The sequence below is a fragment of the Phascolarctobacterium sp. ET69 genome, assembly GCF_023336935.1.
In the GTDB taxonomy this organism is placed as follows: Bacteria; Bacillota; Negativicutes; order Acidaminococcales; family Acidaminococcaceae; genus Fusicatenibacter_A; species Fusicatenibacter_A intestinipullorum.
The window spans coordinates 318,564-338,897 of sequence record NZ_JAMBLR010000003.1; the positions used below are offsets into that span (position 1 = coordinate 318,564).

The 20,334-nt window shown below is 45.1% G+C and carries 20 protein-coding genes and 3 tRNA genes; 14 read left to right on the forward strand and 9 right to left on the reverse strand.

Annotation, left to right across the window (positions count from 1 at the left end; all coding sequences use genetic code 11):
• Nucleotides 1-31: 31 nt before the first annotated feature.
• The gene (locus M3079_RS06710; protein WP_249078169.1) at nt 32-1,588 is read right to left on the reverse strand and encodes an ABC-F family ATP-binding cassette domain-containing protein; all 1,557 of its coding nucleotides are present in this window, start codon (nt 1,586-1,588) and stop codon (nt 32-34) included.
• 121 nt (nt 1,589-1,709) lie between these two features.
• Between M3079_RS06710 and M3079_RS06715 the strand changes: the two genes are divergently transcribed.
• The 4 genes from M3079_RS06715 to M3079_RS06730 all read left to right on the forward strand — a co-directional run bounded on the left by M3079_RS06715 (nt 1,710) and on the right by M3079_RS06730 (nt 2,493).
• Nucleotides 1,710-2,177: a YhcH/YjgK/YiaL family protein gene (locus tag M3079_RS06715; RefSeq protein WP_249078172.1), complete on the forward strand. Its 468-nt coding sequence runs from the start codon at nt 1,710-1,712 to the stop codon at nt 2,175-2,177.
• Nucleotides 2,178-2,260: 83 nt separating this feature from the next.
• Nucleotides 2,261-2,336 (forward strand) — tRNA-Asn (locus tag M3079_RS06720).
• Nucleotides 2,337-2,339: 3 nt separating this feature from the next.
• Nucleotides 2,340-2,414, forward strand: a tRNA-Glu gene (locus M3079_RS06725).
• 3 nt (nt 2,415-2,417) lie between these two features.
• A tRNA-Val gene (locus tag M3079_RS06730) sits at nt 2,418-2,493 on the forward strand.
• A 102-nt stretch (nt 2,494-2,595) separates the two neighbouring features.
• On the opposite strand, the gene M3079_RS06735 is transcribed toward M3079_RS06730, so the two are convergent.
• Entirely contained in the window at nt 2,596-3,291 is a 696-nt protein-coding gene (locus M3079_RS06735; RefSeq protein ID WP_249078174.1) for a metal-dependent hydrolase, read from the reverse strand.
• 172 nt (nt 3,292-3,463) lie between these two features.
• Here M3079_RS06735 and M3079_RS06740 point away from each other — a divergent pair, with 172 nt between their 5' ends.
• From M3079_RS06740 to M3079_RS06775, 8 genes are all read left to right on the forward strand, one after another.
• Complete coding sequence (locus M3079_RS06740; protein WP_249078175.1) at nt 3,464-4,444, forward strand: glucosaminidase domain-containing protein; 981 nt, start codon at nt 3,464-3,466, stop codon at nt 4,442-4,444.
• 4 nt (nt 4,445-4,448) lie between these two features.
• A complete protein-coding gene (gene trmL, locus M3079_RS06745; protein ID WP_249078177.1) occupies nt 4,449-4,913 on the forward strand; it encodes a tRNA (uridine(34)/cytosine(34)/5-carboxymethylaminomethyluridine(34)-2'-O)-methyltransferase TrmL in 465 nt (154 codons plus the stop codon).
• Between the two features lie 10 nt (nt 4,914-4,923).
• Complete coding sequence (gene queD, locus M3079_RS06750; protein WP_249078179.1) at nt 4,924-5,283, forward strand: 6-carboxytetrahydropterin synthase QueD; 360 nt, start codon at nt 4,924-4,926, stop codon at nt 5,281-5,283.
• Nucleotides 5,283-6,053: a GTP cyclohydrolase FolE2 gene (gene folE2, locus M3079_RS06755; RefSeq protein ID WP_249078181.1), complete on the forward strand. Its 771-nt coding sequence runs from the start codon at nt 5,283-5,285 to the stop codon at nt 6,051-6,053. Before queD ends, folE2 begins: the two co-directional genes overlap by 1 nt.
• Nucleotides 6,050-7,234: a dihydropteroate synthase gene (gene folP, locus M3079_RS06760; protein WP_249078182.1), complete on the forward strand. Its 1,185-nt coding sequence runs from the start codon at nt 6,050-6,052 to the stop codon at nt 7,232-7,234. The genes folE2 and folP overlap by 4 nt, the downstream gene beginning before the upstream one ends.
• Complete coding sequence (gene folK, locus M3079_RS06765) at nt 7,225-7,707, forward strand: 2-amino-4-hydroxy-6-hydroxymethyldihydropteridine diphosphokinase (RefSeq protein WP_249078184.1); 483 nt, start codon at nt 7,225-7,227, stop codon at nt 7,705-7,707. Before folP ends, folK begins: the two co-directional genes overlap by 10 nt.
• The gene (gene pepT / locus M3079_RS06770) at nt 7,697-8,923 is read left to right on the forward strand and encodes a peptidase T (protein WP_249078186.1); all 1,227 of its coding nucleotides are present in this window, start codon (nt 7,697-7,699) and stop codon (nt 8,921-8,923) included. The genes folK and pepT overlap by 11 nt, the downstream gene beginning before the upstream one ends.
• 312 nt (nt 8,924-9,235) lie before the next feature.
• Nucleotides 9,236-9,718 carry a flavodoxin gene (locus M3079_RS06775; protein WP_249078189.1) on the forward strand — a complete coding sequence of 161 codons (483 nt, stop codon included), beginning with the start codon at nt 9,236-9,238 and terminating at the stop codon, nt 9,716-9,718.
• Between the two features lie 103 nt (nt 9,719-9,821).
• On the opposite strand, the gene M3079_RS06780 is transcribed toward M3079_RS06775, so the two are convergent.
• From M3079_RS06780 to M3079_RS06790, 3 genes are read right to left on the reverse strand one after another with little or no spacing between them, the layout of a single operon-like run.
• The gene (locus M3079_RS06780; protein ID WP_249078191.1) at nt 9,822-10,559 is read right to left on the reverse strand and encodes a pentapeptide repeat-containing protein; all 738 of its coding nucleotides are present in this window, start codon (nt 10,557-10,559) and stop codon (nt 9,822-9,824) included.
• Between the two features lie 8 nt (nt 10,560-10,567).
• Entirely contained in the window at nt 10,568-11,263 is a 696-nt protein-coding gene (locus tag M3079_RS06785) for an HAD family hydrolase (protein ID WP_249078192.1), read from the reverse strand.
• Nucleotides 11,264-11,316: 53 nt separating this feature from the next.
• Nucleotides 11,317-11,778 (reverse strand): S-adenosylmethionine decarboxylase, encoded by a 462-nt coding sequence (locus M3079_RS06790; RefSeq protein ID WP_021716037.1) that lies wholly within the window; start codon nt 11,776-11,778, stop codon nt 11,317-11,319.
• Between the two features lie 165 nt (nt 11,779-11,943).
• On the opposite strand from M3079_RS06790, the gene M3079_RS06795 reads away from it, so the two are divergent.
• Nucleotides 11,944-14,151 (forward strand): ATP-dependent RecD-like DNA helicase, encoded by a 2,208-nt coding sequence (locus M3079_RS06795; protein WP_249078194.1) that lies wholly within the window; start codon nt 11,944-11,946, stop codon nt 14,149-14,151.
• Nucleotides 14,152-14,166: 15 nt separating this feature from the next.
• Entirely contained in the window at nt 14,167-14,823 is a 657-nt protein-coding gene (locus tag M3079_RS06800) for a ComF family protein (RefSeq protein WP_249078196.1), read from the forward strand.
• Nucleotides 14,824-15,090: 267 nt separating this feature from the next.
• On the opposite strand, the gene M3079_RS06805 is transcribed toward M3079_RS06800, so the two are convergent.
• From M3079_RS06805 to M3079_RS06820, 4 genes are all read right to left on the reverse strand, one after another.
• A complete protein-coding gene (locus tag M3079_RS06805; protein WP_021715540.1) occupies nt 15,091-16,290 on the reverse strand; it encodes a hypothetical protein in 1,200 nt (399 codons plus the stop codon).
• Between the two features lie 8 nt (nt 16,291-16,298).
• The gene (locus M3079_RS06810) at nt 16,299-17,762 is read right to left on the reverse strand and encodes an MBOAT family O-acyltransferase (protein ID WP_249078198.1); all 1,464 of its coding nucleotides are present in this window, start codon (nt 17,760-17,762) and stop codon (nt 16,299-16,301) included.
• A 170-nt stretch (nt 17,763-17,932) separates the two neighbouring features.
• Nucleotides 17,933-18,541, reverse strand: a complete 609-nt coding sequence (locus M3079_RS06815) for a recombinase family protein (protein ID WP_249078200.1) — start codon at nt 18,539-18,541, stop codon at nt 17,933-17,935.
• A gap of 129 nt (nt 18,542-18,670) precedes the next feature.
• A complete protein-coding gene (locus M3079_RS06820; protein ID WP_249078202.1) occupies nt 18,671-20,308 on the reverse strand; it encodes a DUF4127 family protein in 1,638 nt (545 codons plus the stop codon).
• Nucleotides 20,309-20,334: the final 26 nt, after the last annotated feature.

Genomic DNA, 20,334 nt, shown 5'->3' on the forward strand with positions numbered 1-20,334 from the left:
TTACTCCGGTTTTTCTTTGCCGTTTTTAGTTTTAAATTATTTTTGTGGTCCAGTCCTCAATGTTCCAGACGCTTGTAACCCAGTCTTCGTAAAACTCCGGCTCGTGCGATACTAAAAGCACGCTGCCCTTAAAATCAATCAGCGCGCGTTTAAGCTCGGCTTTGGCGTCAACATCGAGGTGGTTGGTAGGTTCGTCCAGCACCAGCCAGTTAACGTTTTTCAGCATCAGCTTGCACAGGCGTACTTTGGCAGCTTCGCCGCCGCTTAAAACAAATACTTTGCTGGTAATGTGTTCGTTGGTCAGCCCGCAGGCGGCAAGGGCGGCACGTACTTCGTAATTGGTCATGCCGGGGTACTCGTTCCAAACATCTTCCAGCGCGGTGTTTTCGTTCTTTTCGCGTTCTTCCTGCTCAAAATAGCCGGGTTCCAAAAACTGCCCCAGTTCTATTTTGCCGCTGATGGGCGGAATAATGCCCAAAATGGTTTTTAAAAGCGTGGTTTTGCCAAGACCGTTTACGCCGCGGATGGCGATTTTCTGTCCGCATTCGATTTTAAAGCTGACAGGGCGGGTAAGCGGCGTGTCATAGCCAAGCACCAAATCTTCGGCAACGGCAAGGTAACGGCTCGGTGTACGTGCTTCCTTAAACTGAAAATGAGCTTTGGGTTTTTCGCGCGGCTTTTCAATCATTTCCATTTTGTCCAGTTTTTTCTGGCGGCTTTTTGCCATGTTGGTTGTGGCTACGCGCGCCTTGTTGCGGGCAATAAAGTCTTCCAGCTTGGCAACTTCCTGCTGCTGGCGTTCATAAGCCGCTTCTTTCTGTGCTTTGTAAATGGCGTACATTTCCTGGAATTTGTCGTAGTTGCCGGTGTAACGGGTAAGCTCGCAGTTTTCCAGGTGGTAAATAACATTAACTACTTTATTTAAAAAGCTGATGTCGTGGCTGATTAAAATAAAGGCGTTTTCGTAGTTCTGCAAAAATTTTGTCAGCCATTCAATATGTTCAACGTCAAGATAGTTGGTAGGTTCGTCCAAAAGCAGAATGGAAGAATTTTGCAGAAGAAGCTTGGTTAAAAGCACTTTGCTGCGCTGCCCGCCGCTGAGTTCCGCTACGTCACGGTCGAGCCCTATGCTGCCAAGCCCAAGCCCGTTGGCGGTTTCTTCAATTTTGCTGTCCAGCGAATAAAAACCGCCGTGTTCCAGCTCGGTTTGTATTTCACCGACGGTTTCCATCATTTTGTCCATTTCTTCGGGAGTCGCGTCGCCCATTTTTTCGTACAGCTCCAGCATTTCGGCTTCCATTTTATACATGCCGTCAAAAGCGGTGCGCAGCACTTCGCGGATAGTCATGCCCTTTTGCAGCGTGCTCTGCTGGTCAAGGTAGCCCACGGTTACTTTGCCGGGCCATTCCACTTTGCCTTCATCCGGCAGCGTATGGCCGGTAACAATGTTTAAAAAGGTAGATTTGCCTTCGCCGTTGGCGCCGACAAGACCTACATGCTCGCCGCGCATTAATTTAAAAGACACATTCTCCAGAATCTGGCGGCCGCCAAAAGAATGTGATACGTTGGTAACATTTAAATAGCTCACGGTTTCGTCCTTTCTTTAAATAGCGATATGCACAATTTTATAATAAAAGCAGGCTTTTTGCAAAGGATTTTTAGTGCCGGCGCAGAATATAACAAATATTTAACGAAAGAAGGTTGAGAAGATGATATTTGGACATAAAAACGATATTGAAAAACTGCTTCCTTATGTAGGCGAAGACCTCCGCAAAGCGCTGGAATATCTGGCAGCTACTGATTTCAGCAAAGTTGCGGATGGCAGATATGTGCTGGACGGCGAAAAAATGTATGCCAATGTTGAAAACTACACCACGGCAGACCGCAGCACCAAAAAGCCGGAAGCGCACAACAAATATATAGATGTGCAGTACCTTGGCAAAGGAACGGAAAAGATTTATTTTGCGCCGCGCACTGCTGATGTAAAAATAGTTGAGGATTATGCAGAGAAACGCGACCTGCTGTTTTTTGAAAACATTGAAGAAAATGACTATGTTGTTTTAAACGCAGGCGACTTTGCAGTGCTGTTTCCGTGGGAGCTGCACCGCCCCGGCTGCAATGTGGAAAATGAGCCTTCGGCAGTGCAGAAAATAGTTGTAAAAATTGCTGTAAAATAATTTTAAAAAATTTTTAAAAAAAGTGTTGACAAGAACGCATTAAAAACGTATAATAGCATATGTGGTCAGCACCACAGTGAAATTCCCCGATAGTTCAGCCGGTAGAACACCTGACTGTTAATCAGGGCGTCGTAGGTTCGAGTCCTACTCGGGGAGCCACCTGGCCGGTTGGTCAAGCGGTTAAGACACCGCCCTTTCACGGCGGTATCGGGGGTTCGATTCCCCCACCGGTCACCATTCGGGCGCTTAGCTCAGCTGGGAGAGCGTCTGCCTTACAAGCAGAATGTCAGCGGTTCGATCCCGTTAGCGCCCACCATGTAAAATCAGCAGTCTTCAAACGAAGGCTGCTTTTTTTATTTCTGCATACTAAAAAACGCCAAAGCAGCTGCTTTGGCGTTTTGCCCATCAATATTAAACTTTATTCCAGTTCAATGCTTTCGCCGGGTTTTACAATCAGTACTTTGGCGCTGCCGTCAGCTTCCACTTTGGCTTTGTAGGCTTCGGGGTCCTGGGCAATCAGCGGCCAGGTGTTGTAATGGATAGGAATAACGTATTTTGCTTTTAAAAATTCTGCGGCAATGGCAGCATCGGCGGGGCCCATGGTAAAGTTGTCGCCGATAGGCAGTACGGCGTAATCAAACGGGTCAAGGCGCTGCAAAAGCTGCATATCGCTGTAAAGCGCGGTGTCGCCGGCAAAGTACAGTTTGGTGCCGTAAAAATCTACAATAAAGCCGCAGGCATGGCCGCCTGCTACGCCGCTGCCGTGGAAGGCAGGCGTAATGCGTACATGGCCAAAATCAAATTTATGGGTGCCGCCAAGGTGCATACCGTGTGCTTTAACACCGGCTTCACCGGCAAGGCCGCAAACTTCTGCGGTAGAAATTACCGTGGCATCGCAGGCTTTGGCAATTTCAAAAGCGCTGCCGATATGGTCGAAATGTGCATGGGAAATTAAAATATATTCTACATTCAGGCCCTTTAAGGCTTCGGTGTCGCCCGGTTTAAATTTGGGGCATCCTTCCAGATACGGGTCGAAAATAATGTTGTGGCCTTCGTGGCACAGCATAAAGCAGGCATGGTTAATATACTTAAAAGTGGTTGACAAAGTAATCATCTCCTTTTTCATATGCTTGTTTTTATTATAACACATCTCTTTTAATTATAGTAATTGTGAATTGTAATGAAACAAAAGTAAAACGCCTTTACAGTTTGCCCGTGCATGATGTAAAATTTATTTGTATATTTGCAGTTAATTAAAATTTTTAATACAGGCAAGGAGAATGAATGTGAAATTAAAAAAACGTACCATGACAGCGGTTGCCATTGCATGCTTAACGGCTTTTGCAGCCAATGCCCAGGCCTCGCCGCGTGCCGTAACAGTTCCTAAAAACGCCAAAAGCACGGTTGCAACGGCAGCGGCTAAAATAATAAAAAACAATTTAAAAAAGGGCAAGTCTGCCAAAGCAGATGATAAAACCATTTCTTCAAAAAGCGTTACAATGCCAAACGCAGCGGCTAAAAAAACTACTGCGGCCCAGCGGGCAAGAAAACCGGCGGCAAAAGTAAACATGGCGGGGCTGCCTAAGGATTATAAAAAAATAGGTATTTTTGGCGAGGCCAAAGCAACGCAGGAGCAGGCTGCCGCACTTATTTACCTTAATAATACCGACCCGCAGCTGAACTGCTCCGTTGATGAGCTGGTTGATTTGTACTGGACTGAGGCCGGGCGCGAAGGCGTGCGTGAAGACATTGCGCTGGCGCAGGCCATTATTGAAACCGGCTTTTTCAGCTTTACCGGCGATGTAAAACCGGAACAGAATAATTATTGCGGGCTTGGCACAACCGGCGGCGGTGTGGAAGGCGAATATTTTGACGAGCCGGAAATCGGCGTGCGCGCGCACATTCAGCATTTGCTTGCCTATACTACCAAAAAGCACCCTTCAACAGATATTGTTGACCCGCGTTATGAACTGGCACATGCCATCCGTATGGAACGCGGCATAGTTGACAAATGGTCGGGCCTTAACGGCACCTGGGCTATGGGCAGCCAGTACTGCGAAAAAATTATGCGTATTTACCAGAGCATGCTTACTTTAAGCGATAAGGATTTAAAAGAAGCGGAAAAAGCCAAGGCCGAATATCTGAAAAATTATATGGGCAGCCATAAAGACGAGGACAAGAAAGACAAGAAGGATAAGGAAACCAAGCCGGAACGCAAGCTGACGATGCGTGAACGCGTAGAAAAGATTTTGAGAGAAGGAAGGTGATTTAATGCATATCGTATTGGTTGAGCCGGAAATACCGGGCAATACAGGCAATATTGCGCGCCTGTGCGCAGCTACGGGCTGCCATCTGCACCTGGTGCGCCCGCTCGGTTTTTCTGTTGAAGATAAATATTTAAAACGTGCCGGGCTGGATTACTGGCATTTGGTTGATATTCATTATTATGACAGCGTATACGAAGTTTTGGAAAAATATAAGGACAACCCGCGTTATTTACTGACGACGAAGGCTCACAAGCGTTATACGGATGTGCAGTACGCGCCGGACAGCCTGCTTATTTTTGGCAAAGAAACGGCAGGGCTGCCGGAAAAACTGCGCAATGAGTACGCTGACTGCTGCGTGCGCATACCGATGATTGCCGAAGCAAGAAGCCTGAACCTTTCCAATTCGGTAGCGGTTGTGGCATATGAGGCTTTGCGCCAGCAGCCTGATTTTGGCGGGCTGATTGTTTAACGGAGGATATATGATAGTTTTAAAAGAATTTGAATTTGACGCGGCGCATTACCTGCCGGAATATAACGGCAAGTGCGAAAGGCTGCACGGACATACTTATAAACTGGTGGTTAAGGTACAGGGCACGCCCGACCATGAAGGTATGGTTATTGACTTTATCCGCCTTAAAAACATTGTAAAAGAAAACGTGCTGGTGCATCTGGACCATGCCTGCATTAATGATATTCTGCCGCAGCCCTCGGCAGAAAACATCAGCATATGGGTATGGAACAAACTGAAAGATTTGCTGCACGGCGATAATTATAATTTATATGAAGTTGAAGTTTGGGAAACCAAAACAAGCGGCTGCATTTACAGGGGTGATTTATAATGAAAGATGTACAGTCTCAAACTGATATGCGCCGCATACCTCTTAAGCATGTAGGCATCAAAAATCTGCGCTGGCCCGTTATTTTAAAGGATAAAGAGCAGGGCGAGCAGCACAGCGTGGCAACCATCAGCCTGGCGGTGGATTTGCCGCACGAAATACGCGGAACGCATATGAGCCGCTTTGTGGAATGCATGCAGACTGTTGGCGCCATCAGCCCCACAGGGCTTGAAGAAGTGCTTGACAAGCTGAAAGAGCATTTGCAGGCAGAAAAAGCCTTTATTCAAATGGAATTTCCGTATTTTATTTATAAAACTTCGCCGGTAACGGGGCAGCGCGCGCCGATGGATTTAAACTGCGTGCTGACGGCAGAAAAGAAAGACGAGTTTAAACTGCGCATTATGGCAGAAGTGCCGGTGCAGACTTTATGCCCGTGCAGCAAGGAAATAAGCGACTACGGCGCGCATAACCAGCGTGCGCTGGCGCGGATTGAAATTGAAGCTGACGGCCTTGTCTGGATTGAAGAGTTGGCAGAAATGGCAGATGCAGGGGCAAGCGCGCCCGTGTACAGCCTTTTAAAACGCCCGGACGAAAAATTTGTAACAGAAAAGGCTTACGATAACCCGCGTTTTGTTGAAGATGCCGTGCGTGAAATTGCTTTGCGCCTGGAGGCTGACAAACGCATTAAATGGTATGAAGTAACGGTAGAAAGCATTGAGAGCATCCACAACCATAATGCTTTTGCCTGCGTGGAGAAAGGCTGGCAGGCATGATTATTAAACTTAACGAACATAACCTTGTACATGAAATTGCCGCGCTGGGGGTGCATCCTGCCAGCGTTGGCATTTTTACGTCCAAAAGCAGAATTATTCCCTTAAAAATTACGGCGGTGCGTACACCGGCTGCCAATATTTTAAAGCAGGAAATGCTGGCTGCCGGCGGCGACTGTGCTGTTCCGGCAAACTGCATTTTAAACAATACGGAGCGCATGGATGTTGTTTTGCTTGGTACGGTTAAGCATTACCGCATTCTGGCGCGCAAGCTGGCGCAGATGAACTTTTTCGGGCTGGCAGCGCTGCAAAAGGAACTGCAAACTTTTCTTGCCGGGCAGCAGCCTGTAACAGTTTTGTCGGACGGCAGAAAAATTACTTACGAAAAAATGCGCATTATGGGCATTTTAAATGTAACGCCCGATTCGTTTTACAGCGGTTCGCGCTTAAGCGGCGAAGATGCTGTATTGCAAAAGGCGGAGCAAATGCTGAATGACGGCGCGGAAATTTTGGATATAGGCGGCGAAAGTACGCGCCCGGGCAGTGATGCAGTAACCGAAGAAGAAGAAGTGCGCCGCGTTGTGCCTGCAATAACGGCAATAAAAAAACGCTTTCCGCACAGCATTGTTTCCATTGATACGTATCATGCGCTTACGGCGCAGGAAGCCGTTAACGCCGGAGCCGATATTATTAACGACGTTACGGCGCTGACCGGTGATGAGCGGATGGCGGAAGTTGCGGCTGCTGCCAAGGTGCCGGTAATTTTAATGCATATGCGCGGCACGCCTAAAAACATGCAGCAGCAGTGTGAATATACCAATGTTGTAACGGAAGTGGCGGCTTATTTAAAACAGCGCGCAGAAGAACTTTCGGAGCTTGGCATAGACGCCGGTAAAATTATTTTAGACCCCGGCATCGGCTTTGCCAAAAATACGGAGCAGAACCTTGCGCTGCTGCAAGGTCTGAACGCTCTTACGGGGCTTGGCTATCCGGTACTTTTAGCGGCTTCGCGCAAAACAGTTATCGGCGAAACGCTGGGCGGGCTGCCGCCGCAGGAAAGGCTTGAAGGAACGATTGCTTTAAGCTGCCAGGCCGTGTATGCCGGTGCGCAAATGGTGCGCGTGCACGACGTTAAGGAAAACGTGCGCACTGTGCGGATGCTGGAGGCGGTTTTATGCAGGTAACAGCGTATGTGGCATTGGGTACAAACCTTGGCAGTTTAAGGGAAAACATTGACGGAGCATTAATGCGCCTGCGCGAAAAGGGCTTGCAGATAACAAAGGTTTCTTCGTATATCGATACCGACCCTTATGGCGTTACCGACCAGCCGCGCTTTTTAAATGCGGTATGCGAAGTGCGGACGGAGCTTTTGCCGCGGCAGCTGCTTGAAATGCTGCTGCAAACCGAACTGGAAATGGGCAGGGTGCGCCTGCGCCGCTGGGGTGAGCGCATTATAGATTTGGATCTGATTTTTTACGGCATCGAAATTATTAACGAACCCGATTTAACCGTGCCGCATCCCGATATGCAGAACCGTGATTTTGTGCTGCGCCCGCTGGCAGAAATTGCGCCGGACAAAGTACATCCGCTTCTGCATAAAACTATCAGCCAATTATGGCAGGAATATTTGGAAAAGAAGGATACAAATGAAGTATGAATTTAATGCGGAACACCTTGTAAAAAGGTTTACTGCGTATGCGAAAATCAATACCGCTTCCGATGAAAGAAGCGCGCAGCTGCCAAGCAGCGAAGGCCAATGGCAGCTTGCGGAGCATTTAAAAAACGAGCTTACGGAACTCGGCCTTGCCAATGTGCAGGTAACGGATAAATGCTATGTGCTGGCGGAACTGCCTGCCAATACAGAAGAAGCAGCGCCTGTTATCGGGCTGATTGCCCATATGGACACCAGCAGCGAGGCAAGCGGCGAAAACGTACAGGTTACCCTGCACAAAGCGTGGGACGGCAGCGATATGCAGCTTGCGCCCGGCTGCGTACTGAGCGTAAAAGAGTTTCCGGAAATGGCGGCATACCGCGGGCAGGATATTTTAACAGCCGGCGGCACAACCTTGCTTGGCGCGGACGACAAGGCCGGTATTACGGCAATAGTAAGTGCCTGTGAATATCTTTTGCAGCACCCGGAAATTAAGCATGGCAAAGTTTTGCTGGCCTTTACTCCGGATGAAGAAATAGGCTGCGGTACGGACGGTTTTCCGTTAGCTGATTTTAAGGCTGATTTTGCCTATACTGTGGACGGCGGCGCGTTGGGTGAACTTAATTACGAAACCTTTAACGCCTGCAATGCCAAAGTAATTTTTAACGGCGTATCCGTACATCCCGGCAGCGCCAAAAACAAAATGCGTAATGCCGTAACTATGGCCGCGGAATGGCAGCTTGCCCTGCCGCAGGGAGAAAAACCGGAATATACAGACGGTTACGAAGGTTTTTACCACTGCCTGCGCATTGAAGGCGGCACCGACCGCGTGGAACTGGATATGATTTTGCGCGACCACGATAAGAACATTCTGGCAAAACGCAAACAGCTTTTGCTGGATTTGGCAGAGTTTATGAATAACAAATATGGTGCCGGCAGCGTGGAATGCAGCTTGCAGGATATGTACTGCAACATGAAGGAATATATAACGCCGGTGTTTGAAATTGTTGAGCGTGCCGAAAACGCCATGCGCGAAGCCGGTATTGAACCGCAGCTTGTGCCTGTGCGCGGCGGTACGGATGGCTCGCGTTTATCTGAAATGGGGCTGCCCTGCCCCAATATTTTTACCGGCGGGCATAATTTCCACGGGCGCTACGAATATCTGCCGGTGCCTTCGCTTGTAAAATGCACCGAAGTTTTGCTGAATATTGTAAAGCTGTAATGCTTACACCTAAAAATCAGGACGGCTGCTTTATTTGAGCAGCTGCCCTGATTTTTTATTATACCTAAAAGTAATGAAGTATCAGGTTTTATAACTATTTGTTGTTTTAACTGCACAGAATTATAATAAAACTAACAGGAATAAAATTTTATAATGCTGCGGCGGTACAGGATAGTGTTATAATTAAATGTGTGGATGGGATTGCAAAAACACATGGCGCAAAATACGGCACAGGCTGCCGGGGCTGAACATGTATGGTCTGCCGGAGAGCAGAAAATATAAATTTAAATTTATTGAGAAAGAGGGATAATTATGCAGAAAGTATTAGTTGCTTATTTTTCGTGCAGCGGTGTAACAAAAAAGCTGGCGCAAACGCTGGCAGACGTTGTTAAAGGCGATTTGTATGAAATTACGCCCGCGCAGCCCTACACGGCGGCAGATTTAAACTGGCAGGACAAAAATTCGCGCAGCTCGGTAGAAATGAGAGATAAATCTTCGCGCCCTGCCATCAGCGGCAGCGTAAAAGATTTTGCGCAGTATGACACCGTTTTTGTGGGCTTTCCGATTTGGTGGTATGTTGCGCCGACAATTATTAATACCTTTTTGGAAAGCGAAGATTTTTCCGGCAAAACCGTTATTCCGTTTGCAACAAGCGGCGGCAGCGGCGTAGGCGATACGGATAAATTTCTGCATCCTTCCTGTTCCGAACAAACGGCATGGCGTCCGGCAAAACGCTTTGCAGGCAGCACAGGCGCGGCAGAGCTGCAAAAATGGGTGGAAGGCTTAAAACTATAAGCATTTAAAAATTAAAATCAACAAAACAAAAACTCCGCAGTTTAATGCTGCGGAGTTTTGCTGTATATACGTAGTTTATGTTGTTATGCTTTGATTGTGCTGTTTAAAATTTGGCGTTATCCTTAAAGGCACGGCCAAAATCAGTAAGTGTTAAATCGGCGTAGCTGAAATCGGCATCGTCAAGCATGGCACGGTCGAGCCGGGCGCCGTTAAGCTGCGCGTGCTGCAAATTGCTGCGCGAAAGGTTGGCAGAGGTTAAATCGGCATTGGTGAGCACGGCGTTTTGCATTTTGGCATTGTATAAATTGGCGTGTGTTAAAACAGCGCTAGTTAAATCTGTTTTATACAGCCAGCTGTAAGACATTCCGGCGTAGCTGAAGTCAGCATTCTGCGCATTTGCTTTGTCCAGGGTTGCTTCCTGCAATTTGGCATAGGCAAAGCTTGCATAGTTTAAATCTGCGCCGCGCAGGCCTGTGCGGTACAGTACGGCGTTATTTAAAACGGCTTTGTCCAGCTTGTTTCCGTTTAGGTTGGCATAGCTTAAATCCGCGCCGCTTAAATTGGCTTTGGTTAAAGTGCAGTTTTTAAATACTGCCCTGTGCATGTTTGCGTTTTGTAAGTCTGCGCCGCTTAAATCGGTGTCTGCCAAGCGCGCGCCGTTAAGGCTGGCACCGCGCAGGTTAATGCCGTTAAGGTTAAGCCCGCTTAAATCCGCGCCGCTTAAATCCGCACCGGGGCAGCTGATGCCGCTCTGCACCTGCTGCACGTCGTTTGCGTTGTAGGCAAATGCCGCTGCCGGTAAGGCAAGGCAGCAAATAAATGTTAATAAAAATTTTTTCATAATTCCTCTCAGGCTTCGTTAAAAAGTTGAACCAGTTTCTGCGGTTCGTCAGGCAGTTTATCGATAATTTTCCACGGTTCGTGCTCCGCAAGCTGCTCTTTGGTGTATGTGGAGCCCGCCAGCACGGCAAGGCAGCGCGCCCCTATGGCTTTGGCGCAGATAATGTCATTGGGCGTATCGCCGATAAGAAAAATATCGCTGCCGCTGATTTCTTCTTCCGGATGCATTACCTGCAAACGGCGCAGGGCGATTTTGGCAAGTTCGCTGCGGTCTTCGCTCAGTTCGCCGCAGACGGCGTAGTGGCTGTCGAAGTATTTGTCGATTCCGTACCGCTGCAATTTTAAATAAGCACCGGTAGTGGTGTTGCCGGTTAAAAGGCAGGTTTTAAATCCCTCAAGGCCTTCAAAATAAGCCAGCGTTGCGGTTACATTAGGCATTAAATGCCCCTGGCGTTCTTTTAAAAATTTTGGCAGCAGGCGGTGGTAGTTAATTAAAATGTTTGCGGCATCAAAAGTGCGGCAGCGCCCTTTAATATCAATACAAATTTGTTTGATAATCTGTGAATCCGTTGCGCCTGCCAGCGGATGCGAAAACTGGAAATTTTCGACGCCGAACAGTTCCCTGATTGCCGCGCGCAGCGCATCTGCCCCTGCAAGTCCTGTCAGAAGCAGCGTGCCGTCAATATCCCAAAAAATATATTTCATAAAATCCTCCGTTTAAATGCAGGGTAAAAGAAAAAGCTGCCTTTTGGCAGCGTTTAAATTGATTTAGGACGCATCATCAGTTTAGATAATTTTTTGCCAAGGGTTTTGGCTTTGCGTATGATTTTTGTATGCGATTTGCGGCGCGGTTTCATATCGCTTTCGTTGCCGAAATCGCCGCGTTCCAGATAAGTGATTTTGGATTTGTCGGGATTGAAGTATTTGCGCATAAAGCGTGCCAGCCCGTCGGGGTCGGCTTCTTTAAAGCAGGTAAAAATATCAATCGTGGCAAAGCCCATATCCGGATAAACGTGCATGGTAATATGCCCCTGCTTGCAGTGCGCAAACACGGAATATTCGTCAATGCCGTCCTCGTCGTTTACATAAACGCCGCTCGGCTCCATGCCGAAACGCGCTGCGGCACTGCTGAGCATGTGCTCGATGCCGATAACGTCATCCAAAAGTATATCGCTGCAATTATACATATCAATGGCAATTTGTGTGCCGATGGATTTCAAAGCGGAACCTCCTGCCTTTTTGGAAAAAGGCTAAAACGTATTTAATTAATTATAGCTAATTTTAAACCTGTTGTCAAAAAATAATAGCCTGCGCGGCCGAGGTTTATTAACTTAAAAAAACATGCTATAATTAACTGAACATTTGTTTTGTACGGTGGTGAGCATTTGGAACAGCTGCAGGGAACACTGGAAAATGTTATATATCAGAGCGGCGACGGTAGCTTTTGCGTGCTGCGCGTTAAAGCGGCAGCCGGTTTGGCAACGGTTACCTATAAAGGCATGGCGCCCTATATGGGCGAAAACATTGCCATGGAAGGCGAATGGTGCGAGCATGTGCGTTTTGGGCGCCAGTTTCGGGCCGATACTTTGCGCGTAGTTAAGCCTTCCACCACGGATGGCATTGAGCGCTTTTTGGCATCCGGCGCGGTTAAGGGCATTGGCAGAACCATGGCGGCGCGTATTGTGGAGCATTTTGGCAGCCGCACGCTGACAGTTATGGAAAGCGAGCCGGAAAGGCTGACGGAAGTTGCAGGCATAGGCCGCAAAAAGGCCGAAAGCATTGCGGCATCTTACGCGGAACTGAGCGAGATGCGCGAACTGATGCTGTTTTTGGAGCAGCACGGCGTAAGCGCCAACTATGCGCCCAAACTGGCAGCGCGCTATGGCAGCACGGCACTGGTGCGCGTGCAGGAAAACCCCTATGCCCTTGCGGGCGAAGTAACGGGCATAGGCTTCAGGACGGCCGACAAAATAGCGCTGGCACTGGGGTGCAGCCGCAGCGACAGGCGGCGCATAGAAGCAGGGCTTGTTTATGCGCTTAACATGGCGGCATCTGCCGGGCATACCTGCGTGCCGGAAGAACTTTTGGTGCAGGAAACGGTTAAACTTTTGCAGACTGACCCGGAGCCGGTAAAAGAACTTTTTAAAGAACTGATTGACGAAGACCGCCTGCGCACGGAAGAAGTGGGCGGGCTGCGCCTTATTTACCCGGAATATCTGTATCAGGCGGAAACGCAGACGGCAAAACGTTTGATAGCGTTGCGTGATGCGCCGGGAAAAATTAAAAGCGTTGATGTTGAAAAAATTATCGGTCAGTGGGAACGGGAGGCAGGCATACAGCTTGCCGTAGCGCAGAAAGAAGCCATCCATGCTTCGCTTAAATACGGCGTATTTGTATTAACCGGCGGGCCGGGCACAGGCAAAACCACCGTTGTTAAGGGCATTATAACGGTGCTGGAAAAAGCGGGCTGCCGCATTTTGCTGGCGGCGCCTACGGGCAGGGCGGCCAAGCGTCTGGCAGAATCAAGCGGGCATACGGCGCAGACGGTACACCGCCTTTTGGAATATCAGCCGGACGGCAGCGGCTTTAACTTTGGCAAAAACGACAGCGACCCGCTGGACGCGGAAGCAATTATTATCGACGAAGCCTCCATGCTGGATATTACTTTAATGCATCATCTGCTGAAAGCAGTGCCGGGCGGCTGCCGCCTTATTTTTGTCGGCGACGTGGACCAGCTGCCTTCGGTAGGGCCCGGTTCGGTATTAAAAGATATTATCCGCAGCAAAAAAATGCCGGTAGTAAGGCTGGAAAATGTTTTCCGCCAGGCGGAAGTAAGCCCCATTGTGCGCAACGCTCACCGTATTAACCATGGGCAGATGCCGGAATTTGCCGAACACAGTGATTTTGAATTTGCCGGTTTTGACAACGAGTTTATGGCGGCGGATTTTGTGGCGCAGCTGTACGGAAAGATAGCGGCCGAACACGGCCTGCAGTATGTGCAGGTGCTTTCGCCAATGCACAAAAACCCCTGCGGCGTGCAGAACTTAAACAAAGTTTTGCAGCAGCATTTAAACCCGCCCGCGGCAGACAAGGGCGAACTGACGCTGCCGGGAGGAGCCGTGCTGCGCGAAGGCGATAAGGTAATGCAGATTCGCAACAACTACGAAAAAGAAGTGTTTAACGGCGACATAGGGCGCATAATACGCATCGACGGAGGCAATGTAACGGTTGTGTATGACGACGGCGGCAAACCGGTTTTTACCGCGTTTGAAGATGAATATGCTTATGCCGGTATCAGCGGCAACAAAATTGTTTACACTTCTGCCGAAGTAGATGAACTGCAGTTAGCCTATGCCATGAGCGTGCATAAATCGCAGGGCAGCGAATACCCGGTGGTAATACTTTTAATGGTGCCGGGGCATTATATAATGCTGCAGCGCAACCTGTTTTACACTGCGGTAACAAGGGCGCGGCAAAAGGTTGTAATAGTCGGCAGCAAAAAAGCCGTGCAGGCAGCTGTTTTAAACGATAAAACGCGCAAGCGCTATTCGCTTTTGGCAGAACGCTTGCAGGAACAGGCTGACGTATTTTAATAAAATGGTGATAATTTGAATTATATAAAAGAATGGTGGCGGACGCTTGTAAGCGTGTTTTTTGCGCAGAGCTGTGCCGTATGCAATGCGGAAACCGAAAGCGGTGTGTTTTGCCCTGTTTGCAGGCGCAGTGAACTTTTGCTTGAAGCAATGCCGGGGCTGTTAAACCTTGACGGCGCGGTAATGGGGTATAAATACAGCGGCGCGCTTAAAGAAATGCTGCACAAACTTAAATTTGAAGGTGAAAGCAAATTTTTGCAGCCGCTGGCGGAAGAAGCCGTATTTTTAGCACAGGCATATAGCGAAAGCTGCTTTGATATGGTGGTGTCCGTACCGACGGACGCGGCAAGGCGCAGACAGCGCGGCTTTGATATACCTGAAAGTATTTTTGCCGGAGCACTTGCCGTTAAAGGCGTGTGGCAGCCGCAGGTTTTGACGCGTATAAAGGCAACAGCGCCTCAGTACGGCCTTGCGCCGGATAAACGCCGCAGCAATGTGCTCGGCTGTTTTGAGGTGCGGGGCAGCGTAAGCGGCGCTAAAATTTTATTGGTAGACGATATTTTAACCACCGGCGCGACGCTGGACGAAGCGGCAAAAACCTTAAAGCAGGCAGGCGCTAAAAGCGTTTATGCTTTGACACTGTGCGGCAGTCTGGAAAATTTTAAGAAATAAAAATATAGTAGTATAGAAATAAGCACAAAATAAAAGTCGAAAAAATATTAAATTAGAAGGAAAAGTGCATTGACAAATATTAAGAATAATAAAATTTATTATAAAAAATATTTTTTATACATTTAATATATACAATAATATAAACTTTGGAAAATTTGATACTTTATTTTAGTAGAAAAGTTAAATTTTATTATAAAAAAAGCAGTTTCAGCTTTAGGCGAAACTGCTTTTTAAGTCAAATGCGATATTAATACACTTAATAAATTTTTAATATGTAAATTTACCAAACAAGTCTTTATTACTACCAGGATAAAAAACTCTATCAACTATTTCTAAAACTACAACATCTGGATCATATCTTTTCAAAAGATATTTCATATCAGTTTTTGTTTTTTTCTCAGCGTATCCATTATAATGGGTGATAATTGTTTCTTTTGCAAATTGTGCTAAATACGGGGCCATAAAGGTTGTATAAGAATCTGATAAAACTAAAATTTTAATATCAGATGTAGATTTATTGTTTTTTAAAATTAGTTCTCCGTTATGTATTTTTTCCCAATAGTTTATTTTTGATAGTAGCCCACCAACTTGCAAGGTTTCTCCTGTATAACAATCAGTAAAAAATATTTCATTAGTATATTTTTCACTCCAAGGAATGGTATCCTTATTTTTGTTCGGATCAAAGCCAAGCATGGATAAATAATCACCAGGATGCACTGTTTCTAAAAACGTTCCGTCTAAATTAAGGCCCTCGTAAAATTTTGTTTTATGTTCGTTAGAAATTTTTTGTAGTAGCTTATCTGCGCCGAAAGATGCTCCATGATAATTCCAGTGGCTATCTACTGGTATATATAATATATGAGATGATTTTAATTTTTCTTCTTTTAAATTTTGAGTAATTGATAGGTAATTTATATTATTATTTTTTAATAATTTTTCAGATTGAATAAAAAAGGAATCAGGTTTTTTGTATGTATTACGAATTTGTTCTGGGAAAAATTCACGATACATTGTTTCTTTGCTTGGAGGGATAAACAAAATAAAATTTTTACCTTTTTCATTACAATAACTTTGTAAATGTTTGATGCTGTTAATTTTTTGTTCAGGTTCATTAAAAGATGTTATAATCATATCTTTATGAAAAAGCCAGTTGTTTTTACCTCTAAATATTTTTGGGTGATTTAAAACGCCAATATTCAGATTAAAATCGCTCCATCTTTTTATCGCTTTGTCCCTGTACCTTAATCTGTCTTGATACCATTTTTCAAATTGTTCATAAAACTCTTTTGATTTTAAAGATTGAGTTGGGCGGGGAGTGATTCTTCTATTTTCTGTTTGGGCAATAAGGCGTGCGTTTTTTTCACCTCTGTATAAGCCAGTATTAGGTATTGCCAAAAATGTTGCAAATACTACTATAAAACTTATAGGTATTATCTTCTTCAGTTTGCTGATGTTTTTATTATTCATAATCTACCTCAAAATCTAAAGTAAATAAATGGATTATAAGTATTGCTCATAACACTCATTACGGACAGGATGAAAAGCAAAAATGCGCAAATATAACCTGCTGTTTTAAAAACTAAAAAACGTAAATGTGTTTTGCTGCGGCAAACCAGTTTTTTATAAGGTGTACGCCAGTCGATAGAAAATATAATGCCGAAAATAATTGCAAGTATGACGTCATTTTGTAAAAATTCCTGTGTTAATTCTAAATTCAGCATATTTATTTTAAACATTTGCATCCAGTAATGAACAGCATAGTTAATACTGTCTGCTCTAAACATAACCCATCCGAAAATTATGACAAGCAAAGCATAAAAGTGCGATAGCAATTTTTTGTTTTGTAAAAAGTCTTTAAGAAATAAGCTTTCGATAATAATAAAAATCCCATACCAGATACCCCATAAAACAAAAGTAATGTTAGCTCCGTGCCATAGACCGGAGCACAAAAATACAAATAAAATATTAAAATAATACTTAAGTTTTCCGCTGCGGTTGCCTCCTAAATTAATATAAACATAATCTCTTAACCATGTAGACAACGATATATGCCAGCGATGCCAAAATTCTCCGACTGTTTTGGAAATATACGGATAATTAAAATTTTCTTTATATTTAAAACCAAATAAAGCCGCTAACCCTATAGCCATATCAGAATAACCACTGAAATCAAAATAAATTTGCAATGTATAACAAATAGCACCAAGCCATGCGGTTGCAAAATCAATTTGTTCAGGTGGAAGTGCAAAAATTTTATCTGCCGCTTTGGCAACGGTGTTGGCAATTAAAACTTTTTTGGCAAAGCCAAAACAAAAACGGCGAATGCCATTGCTGAAACCGTTTATAGTTATTATTCGATGTTCAAATTGTTTTTGAATGTCTATATATCTTACTATTGGACCAGCAACAAGCTGTGGAAACATTAACACATAGGTGAAAAAGTGCAGTATATTTTTATCGGCTTTCATTTTGCCCATATAAACATCAAATGTGTAGCTTAAAACGTGAAAGGTATAAAAACTAATACCTAAAGGTAAAAGAATTTTATCAACCTGTGATAATTGATAATTTATTCCTAACAAAGCAGCTGTTTTGTTAAAAATATCAATGGAAAAATGCCAGTATTTAAAATACCATAATAATCCAATACAAATAGCTACGCAGATAATTAATGCGATTTTTTTTATTAAGAATCCTCGTTCTTTTATAATTAAACTGTTATTAATTTTATTATCTATATTTGAAAATAAAAGTGCTGTGCAATAATTAAGCAAAATAACGCTATACATTAAAAACAACATTTTCTGCTCGCCAAAAAAATAAAAAGCAGAACTCATTAAAAATAAAAAAGCGTTGCGAAACCGTTTCTGCATTAAAAAGTACATCCCTAATGTGAAAGGTAAGAATAAAAATAAAAATACAGGTGTTGTAAAAACCATAAAACCATCCTTTAATATAAAATTTGAATTTGCTAAAATGTGTACTTTTTTGTATTTAACATTACTGTTTTATTATATCATCAAAAACTCTATTTTCAAGATTTCAACAGTGATTAAAAGTCCCTAAAATCTGTTTGCCACAAAGTACACTTTATAGCAACTTTGATGCATTACAAAATTACTCCTTTTTCGTATTGATTGGCACGGTAGCGAAAGCTTGTCAGCGGCATACAGCATTCTTTGGCGGCTGTTATGCCGGTAATTTTACCTGCTTTCCATTTTTGGTAAACAGCATGGAAATTTGCCGGCAAAGGTTTTGGCGGCCTGCCGAAGCGTATGCCTTTTGCTTTGGCTGCTGCAATGCCTTCTGCCTGCCTTTGGCGGATATTGTTGCGTTCGTTTTCGGCGGCGAAGGACAGCACCTGCAAAACAATGTCGCTTAAAAATGTGCCCATTAAATCTTTGCCGATACGGGTATCTAAAAGCGGCATATCCAAAACTACAATGTCTATCTTTTTTATTTTTGTTAAATAGCGCCATTGTTCTAAAATTTCGCTATAATTTCTGCCTAAGCGGTCAATGCTTTTAATGTAAAGCACATCATCTGCTTTTAATTTACGCAGTAGTTTTTTATACTGCGGGCGGTCAAAATTTTTACCCGATTGTTTATCGGTATATAAATTTTTGGAAGGTATCTGCATTTTTTTCATTACAATAACCTGCCTGTCTTCATTTTGGTCATAGCTGCTTACGCGGATGTAGCCGTAATTTGTACTCATTTTATCCTCCTGTAAATATCTTTCTAACCATAAAACGGTATTTTGGCATAATTTATTTACCTTTTAATATAAAAAAGCATAAAAAAACAACCGTGAGTTGTATCACGGTTGCTTAAAATCTTATGTCTGCTATTGTGCAGATTTTTTTATGCCGTATTCACAATTTGTTTTTAATTCTATTTCAAAAATTCTGTTCCACGGAAGTTTTGTTTCGGCGTTAATGCCGGTAAGGTAATATTCATCTGCGCCGTCGCTGTAAAAGGGTGTAAGGCCTAAATTGGTATATAAAAGGCTGCGTTTTTCGTTATAAATAAAGCCTTCTATAATATTTTCGGCAAAAGTTTTATAGCTGTCATTCAAATTTGCAGGGTCCTGTCCGCGCAGGTTAAGTATGGTGCTGAGGCGGTGGTGCAAAAGTTTTTGGTAGCTGTAATCATCCAGCAGGCGGGCAACGGTAAAGTTAAGATTTTGCGCGTAAAGCGCAGGCAGCAGATATTTTGGCAGGCGTTTAAGCTGCCCTGTAAATATTGCGCTTTGCGCCATGGCTGTACCTGCCGCGTTGCCGAAGGTGTTCCAGGCCGAGTAAGAAACAAGTTTGTTTATGGTTACGTTGTTTGCCAAAAGTACGGGCAAAAGCATCTGGCTGCTTTCATAATCTTCACTGGCGTCGATAACGGCAACATGCTTGCCGCTGTTAAGCAGTGTTTGCAGTTTCTGCGCCATTTTTTCGTTAGCAGGTTCTTTGGCACTGCCGCAGTGTACATATAAAATAATGTCGGCTTCATTAAGGTTTTGCGTCAGCGTGCCGCCGGTAAATTTAATTTTGTCAAGCAGGGCGGCTTCGGCAGTAACTGCCATGTATGGCATAATGGCGGTGGCTGCGCTGCCAGTGGTATATTCAATATAAAATTTGGGTGTATAGTTATTAATCTGGCAAAAGCGGCGTGCCGTAAGCATCTGCGCTATTTCGTCCGCGCCGCAGGTGGTTGTGCTGGCGCTGCTTAACCCTGCCCGGCGCATATAGGCTTCGGCGTGGGTGCGGTTGCGGTTGGGCAGGCCAAATGGCTGGGCGTCATCCTGCCCTATTACAAGCGTATAATTTTTGGCGGCGCACAATGCTGCAAGCTGTTTGTTAAAACTGTCGTTAGTGCTGTACAGCACGTTATATTTTTGCAGTATTTCCTGCGGAATTTTATTTTTAATTTCTTCCAGCTGAGCTGTGGAAGGGTAGTCGCCAAACTGTTCTACAATATCGCGCAGGGTGGAATAACGCATTAAGTGCCACTGGTACCAGGCGTCCGGCAGCAGGTTATCGCTTACAAGCAGGCGCGGAATAATCGAAAAAACGGTAATATCTTCGCCTGAAGGCATAGTTTGCAGCAGTTTAAAAAAGTTCTGCTCGTCGTTAACGGTTCCCTGCGGCAGGCGTGAAGCAAGCAGCCCGCCGTGAATTAAAAGGTCGCCGGAAATAACCGCCGGGCAGTTGCCTGCGTTATGGCTGAGCCATGAGGATAATTTTTCGCGGTTTGCCGGTGTGCGGTAGTTGTCAAGAAGTTCTTTTGGGGGTAAAATTACATCTATGGAAGCAAGCCTGCCCAAATCCTGCGCTATTAACGTACAGGGCGGGCGGCTGTCAAGCGGCACAAGCAGCAGCTGTTCCTGCACCGGCAGGGGCGGCGGTGTGTAAGGCGTGCTTGGCGGCAGGCTGAAAAAATAAAAAATATAGCTGCACAGGGCGGTTAAAAAAAGCCATAAATACTTTTTCACGGTAAGCCTCCTTTGCAGCGTATAGT

Coding starts and splice junctions, on each gene's coding strand:
- M3079_RS06715 (WP_249078172.1), top strand. CDS start 1,710: ATGATATTTGGACATAAAAACGATATTGAAAAACTGCTTCCTTATGTA.
- M3079_RS06735 (WP_249078174.1), bottom strand. CDS start 3,291: ATGATTACTTTGTCAACCACTTTTAAGTATATTAACCATGCCTGCTTT.
- trmL (WP_249078177.1), top strand. CDS start 4,449: ATGCATATCGTATTGGTTGAGCCGGAAATACCGGGCAATACAGGCAAT.
- queD (WP_249078179.1), top strand. CDS start 4,924: ATGATAGTTTTAAAAGAATTTGAATTTGACGCGGCGCATTACCTGCCG.
- folE2 (WP_249078181.1), top strand. CDS start 5,283: ATGAAAGATGTACAGTCTCAAACTGATATGCGCCGCATACCTCTTAAG.
- folP (WP_249078182.1), top strand. CDS start 6,050: ATGATTATTAAACTTAACGAACATAACCTTGTACATGAAATTGCCGCG.
- folK (WP_249078184.1), top strand. CDS start 7,225: ATGCAGGTAACAGCGTATGTGGCATTGGGTACAAACCTTGGCAGTTTA.
- pepT (WP_249078186.1), top strand. CDS start 7,697: ATGAAGTATGAATTTAATGCGGAACACCTTGTAAAAAGGTTTACTGCG.
- M3079_RS06775 (WP_249078189.1), top strand. CDS start 9,236: ATGCAGAAAGTATTAGTTGCTTATTTTTCGTGCAGCGGTGTAACAAAA.
- M3079_RS06780 (WP_249078191.1), bottom strand. CDS start 10,559: ATGAAAAAATTTTTATTAACATTTATTTGCTGCCTTGCCTTACCGGCA.
- M3079_RS06785 (WP_249078192.1), bottom strand. CDS start 11,263: ATGAAATATATTTTTTGGGATATTGACGGCACGCTGCTTCTGACAGGA.
- M3079_RS06805 (WP_021715540.1), bottom strand. CDS start 16,290: ATGAATAATAAAAACATCAGCAAACTGAAGAAGATAATACCTATAAGT.
- M3079_RS06810 (WP_249078198.1), bottom strand. CDS start 17,762: ATGGTTTTTACAACACCTGTATTTTTATTTTTATTCTTACCTTTCACA.
- M3079_RS06815 (WP_249078200.1), bottom strand. CDS start 18,541: ATGAGTACAAATTACGGCTACATCCGCGTAAGCAGCTATGACCAAAAT.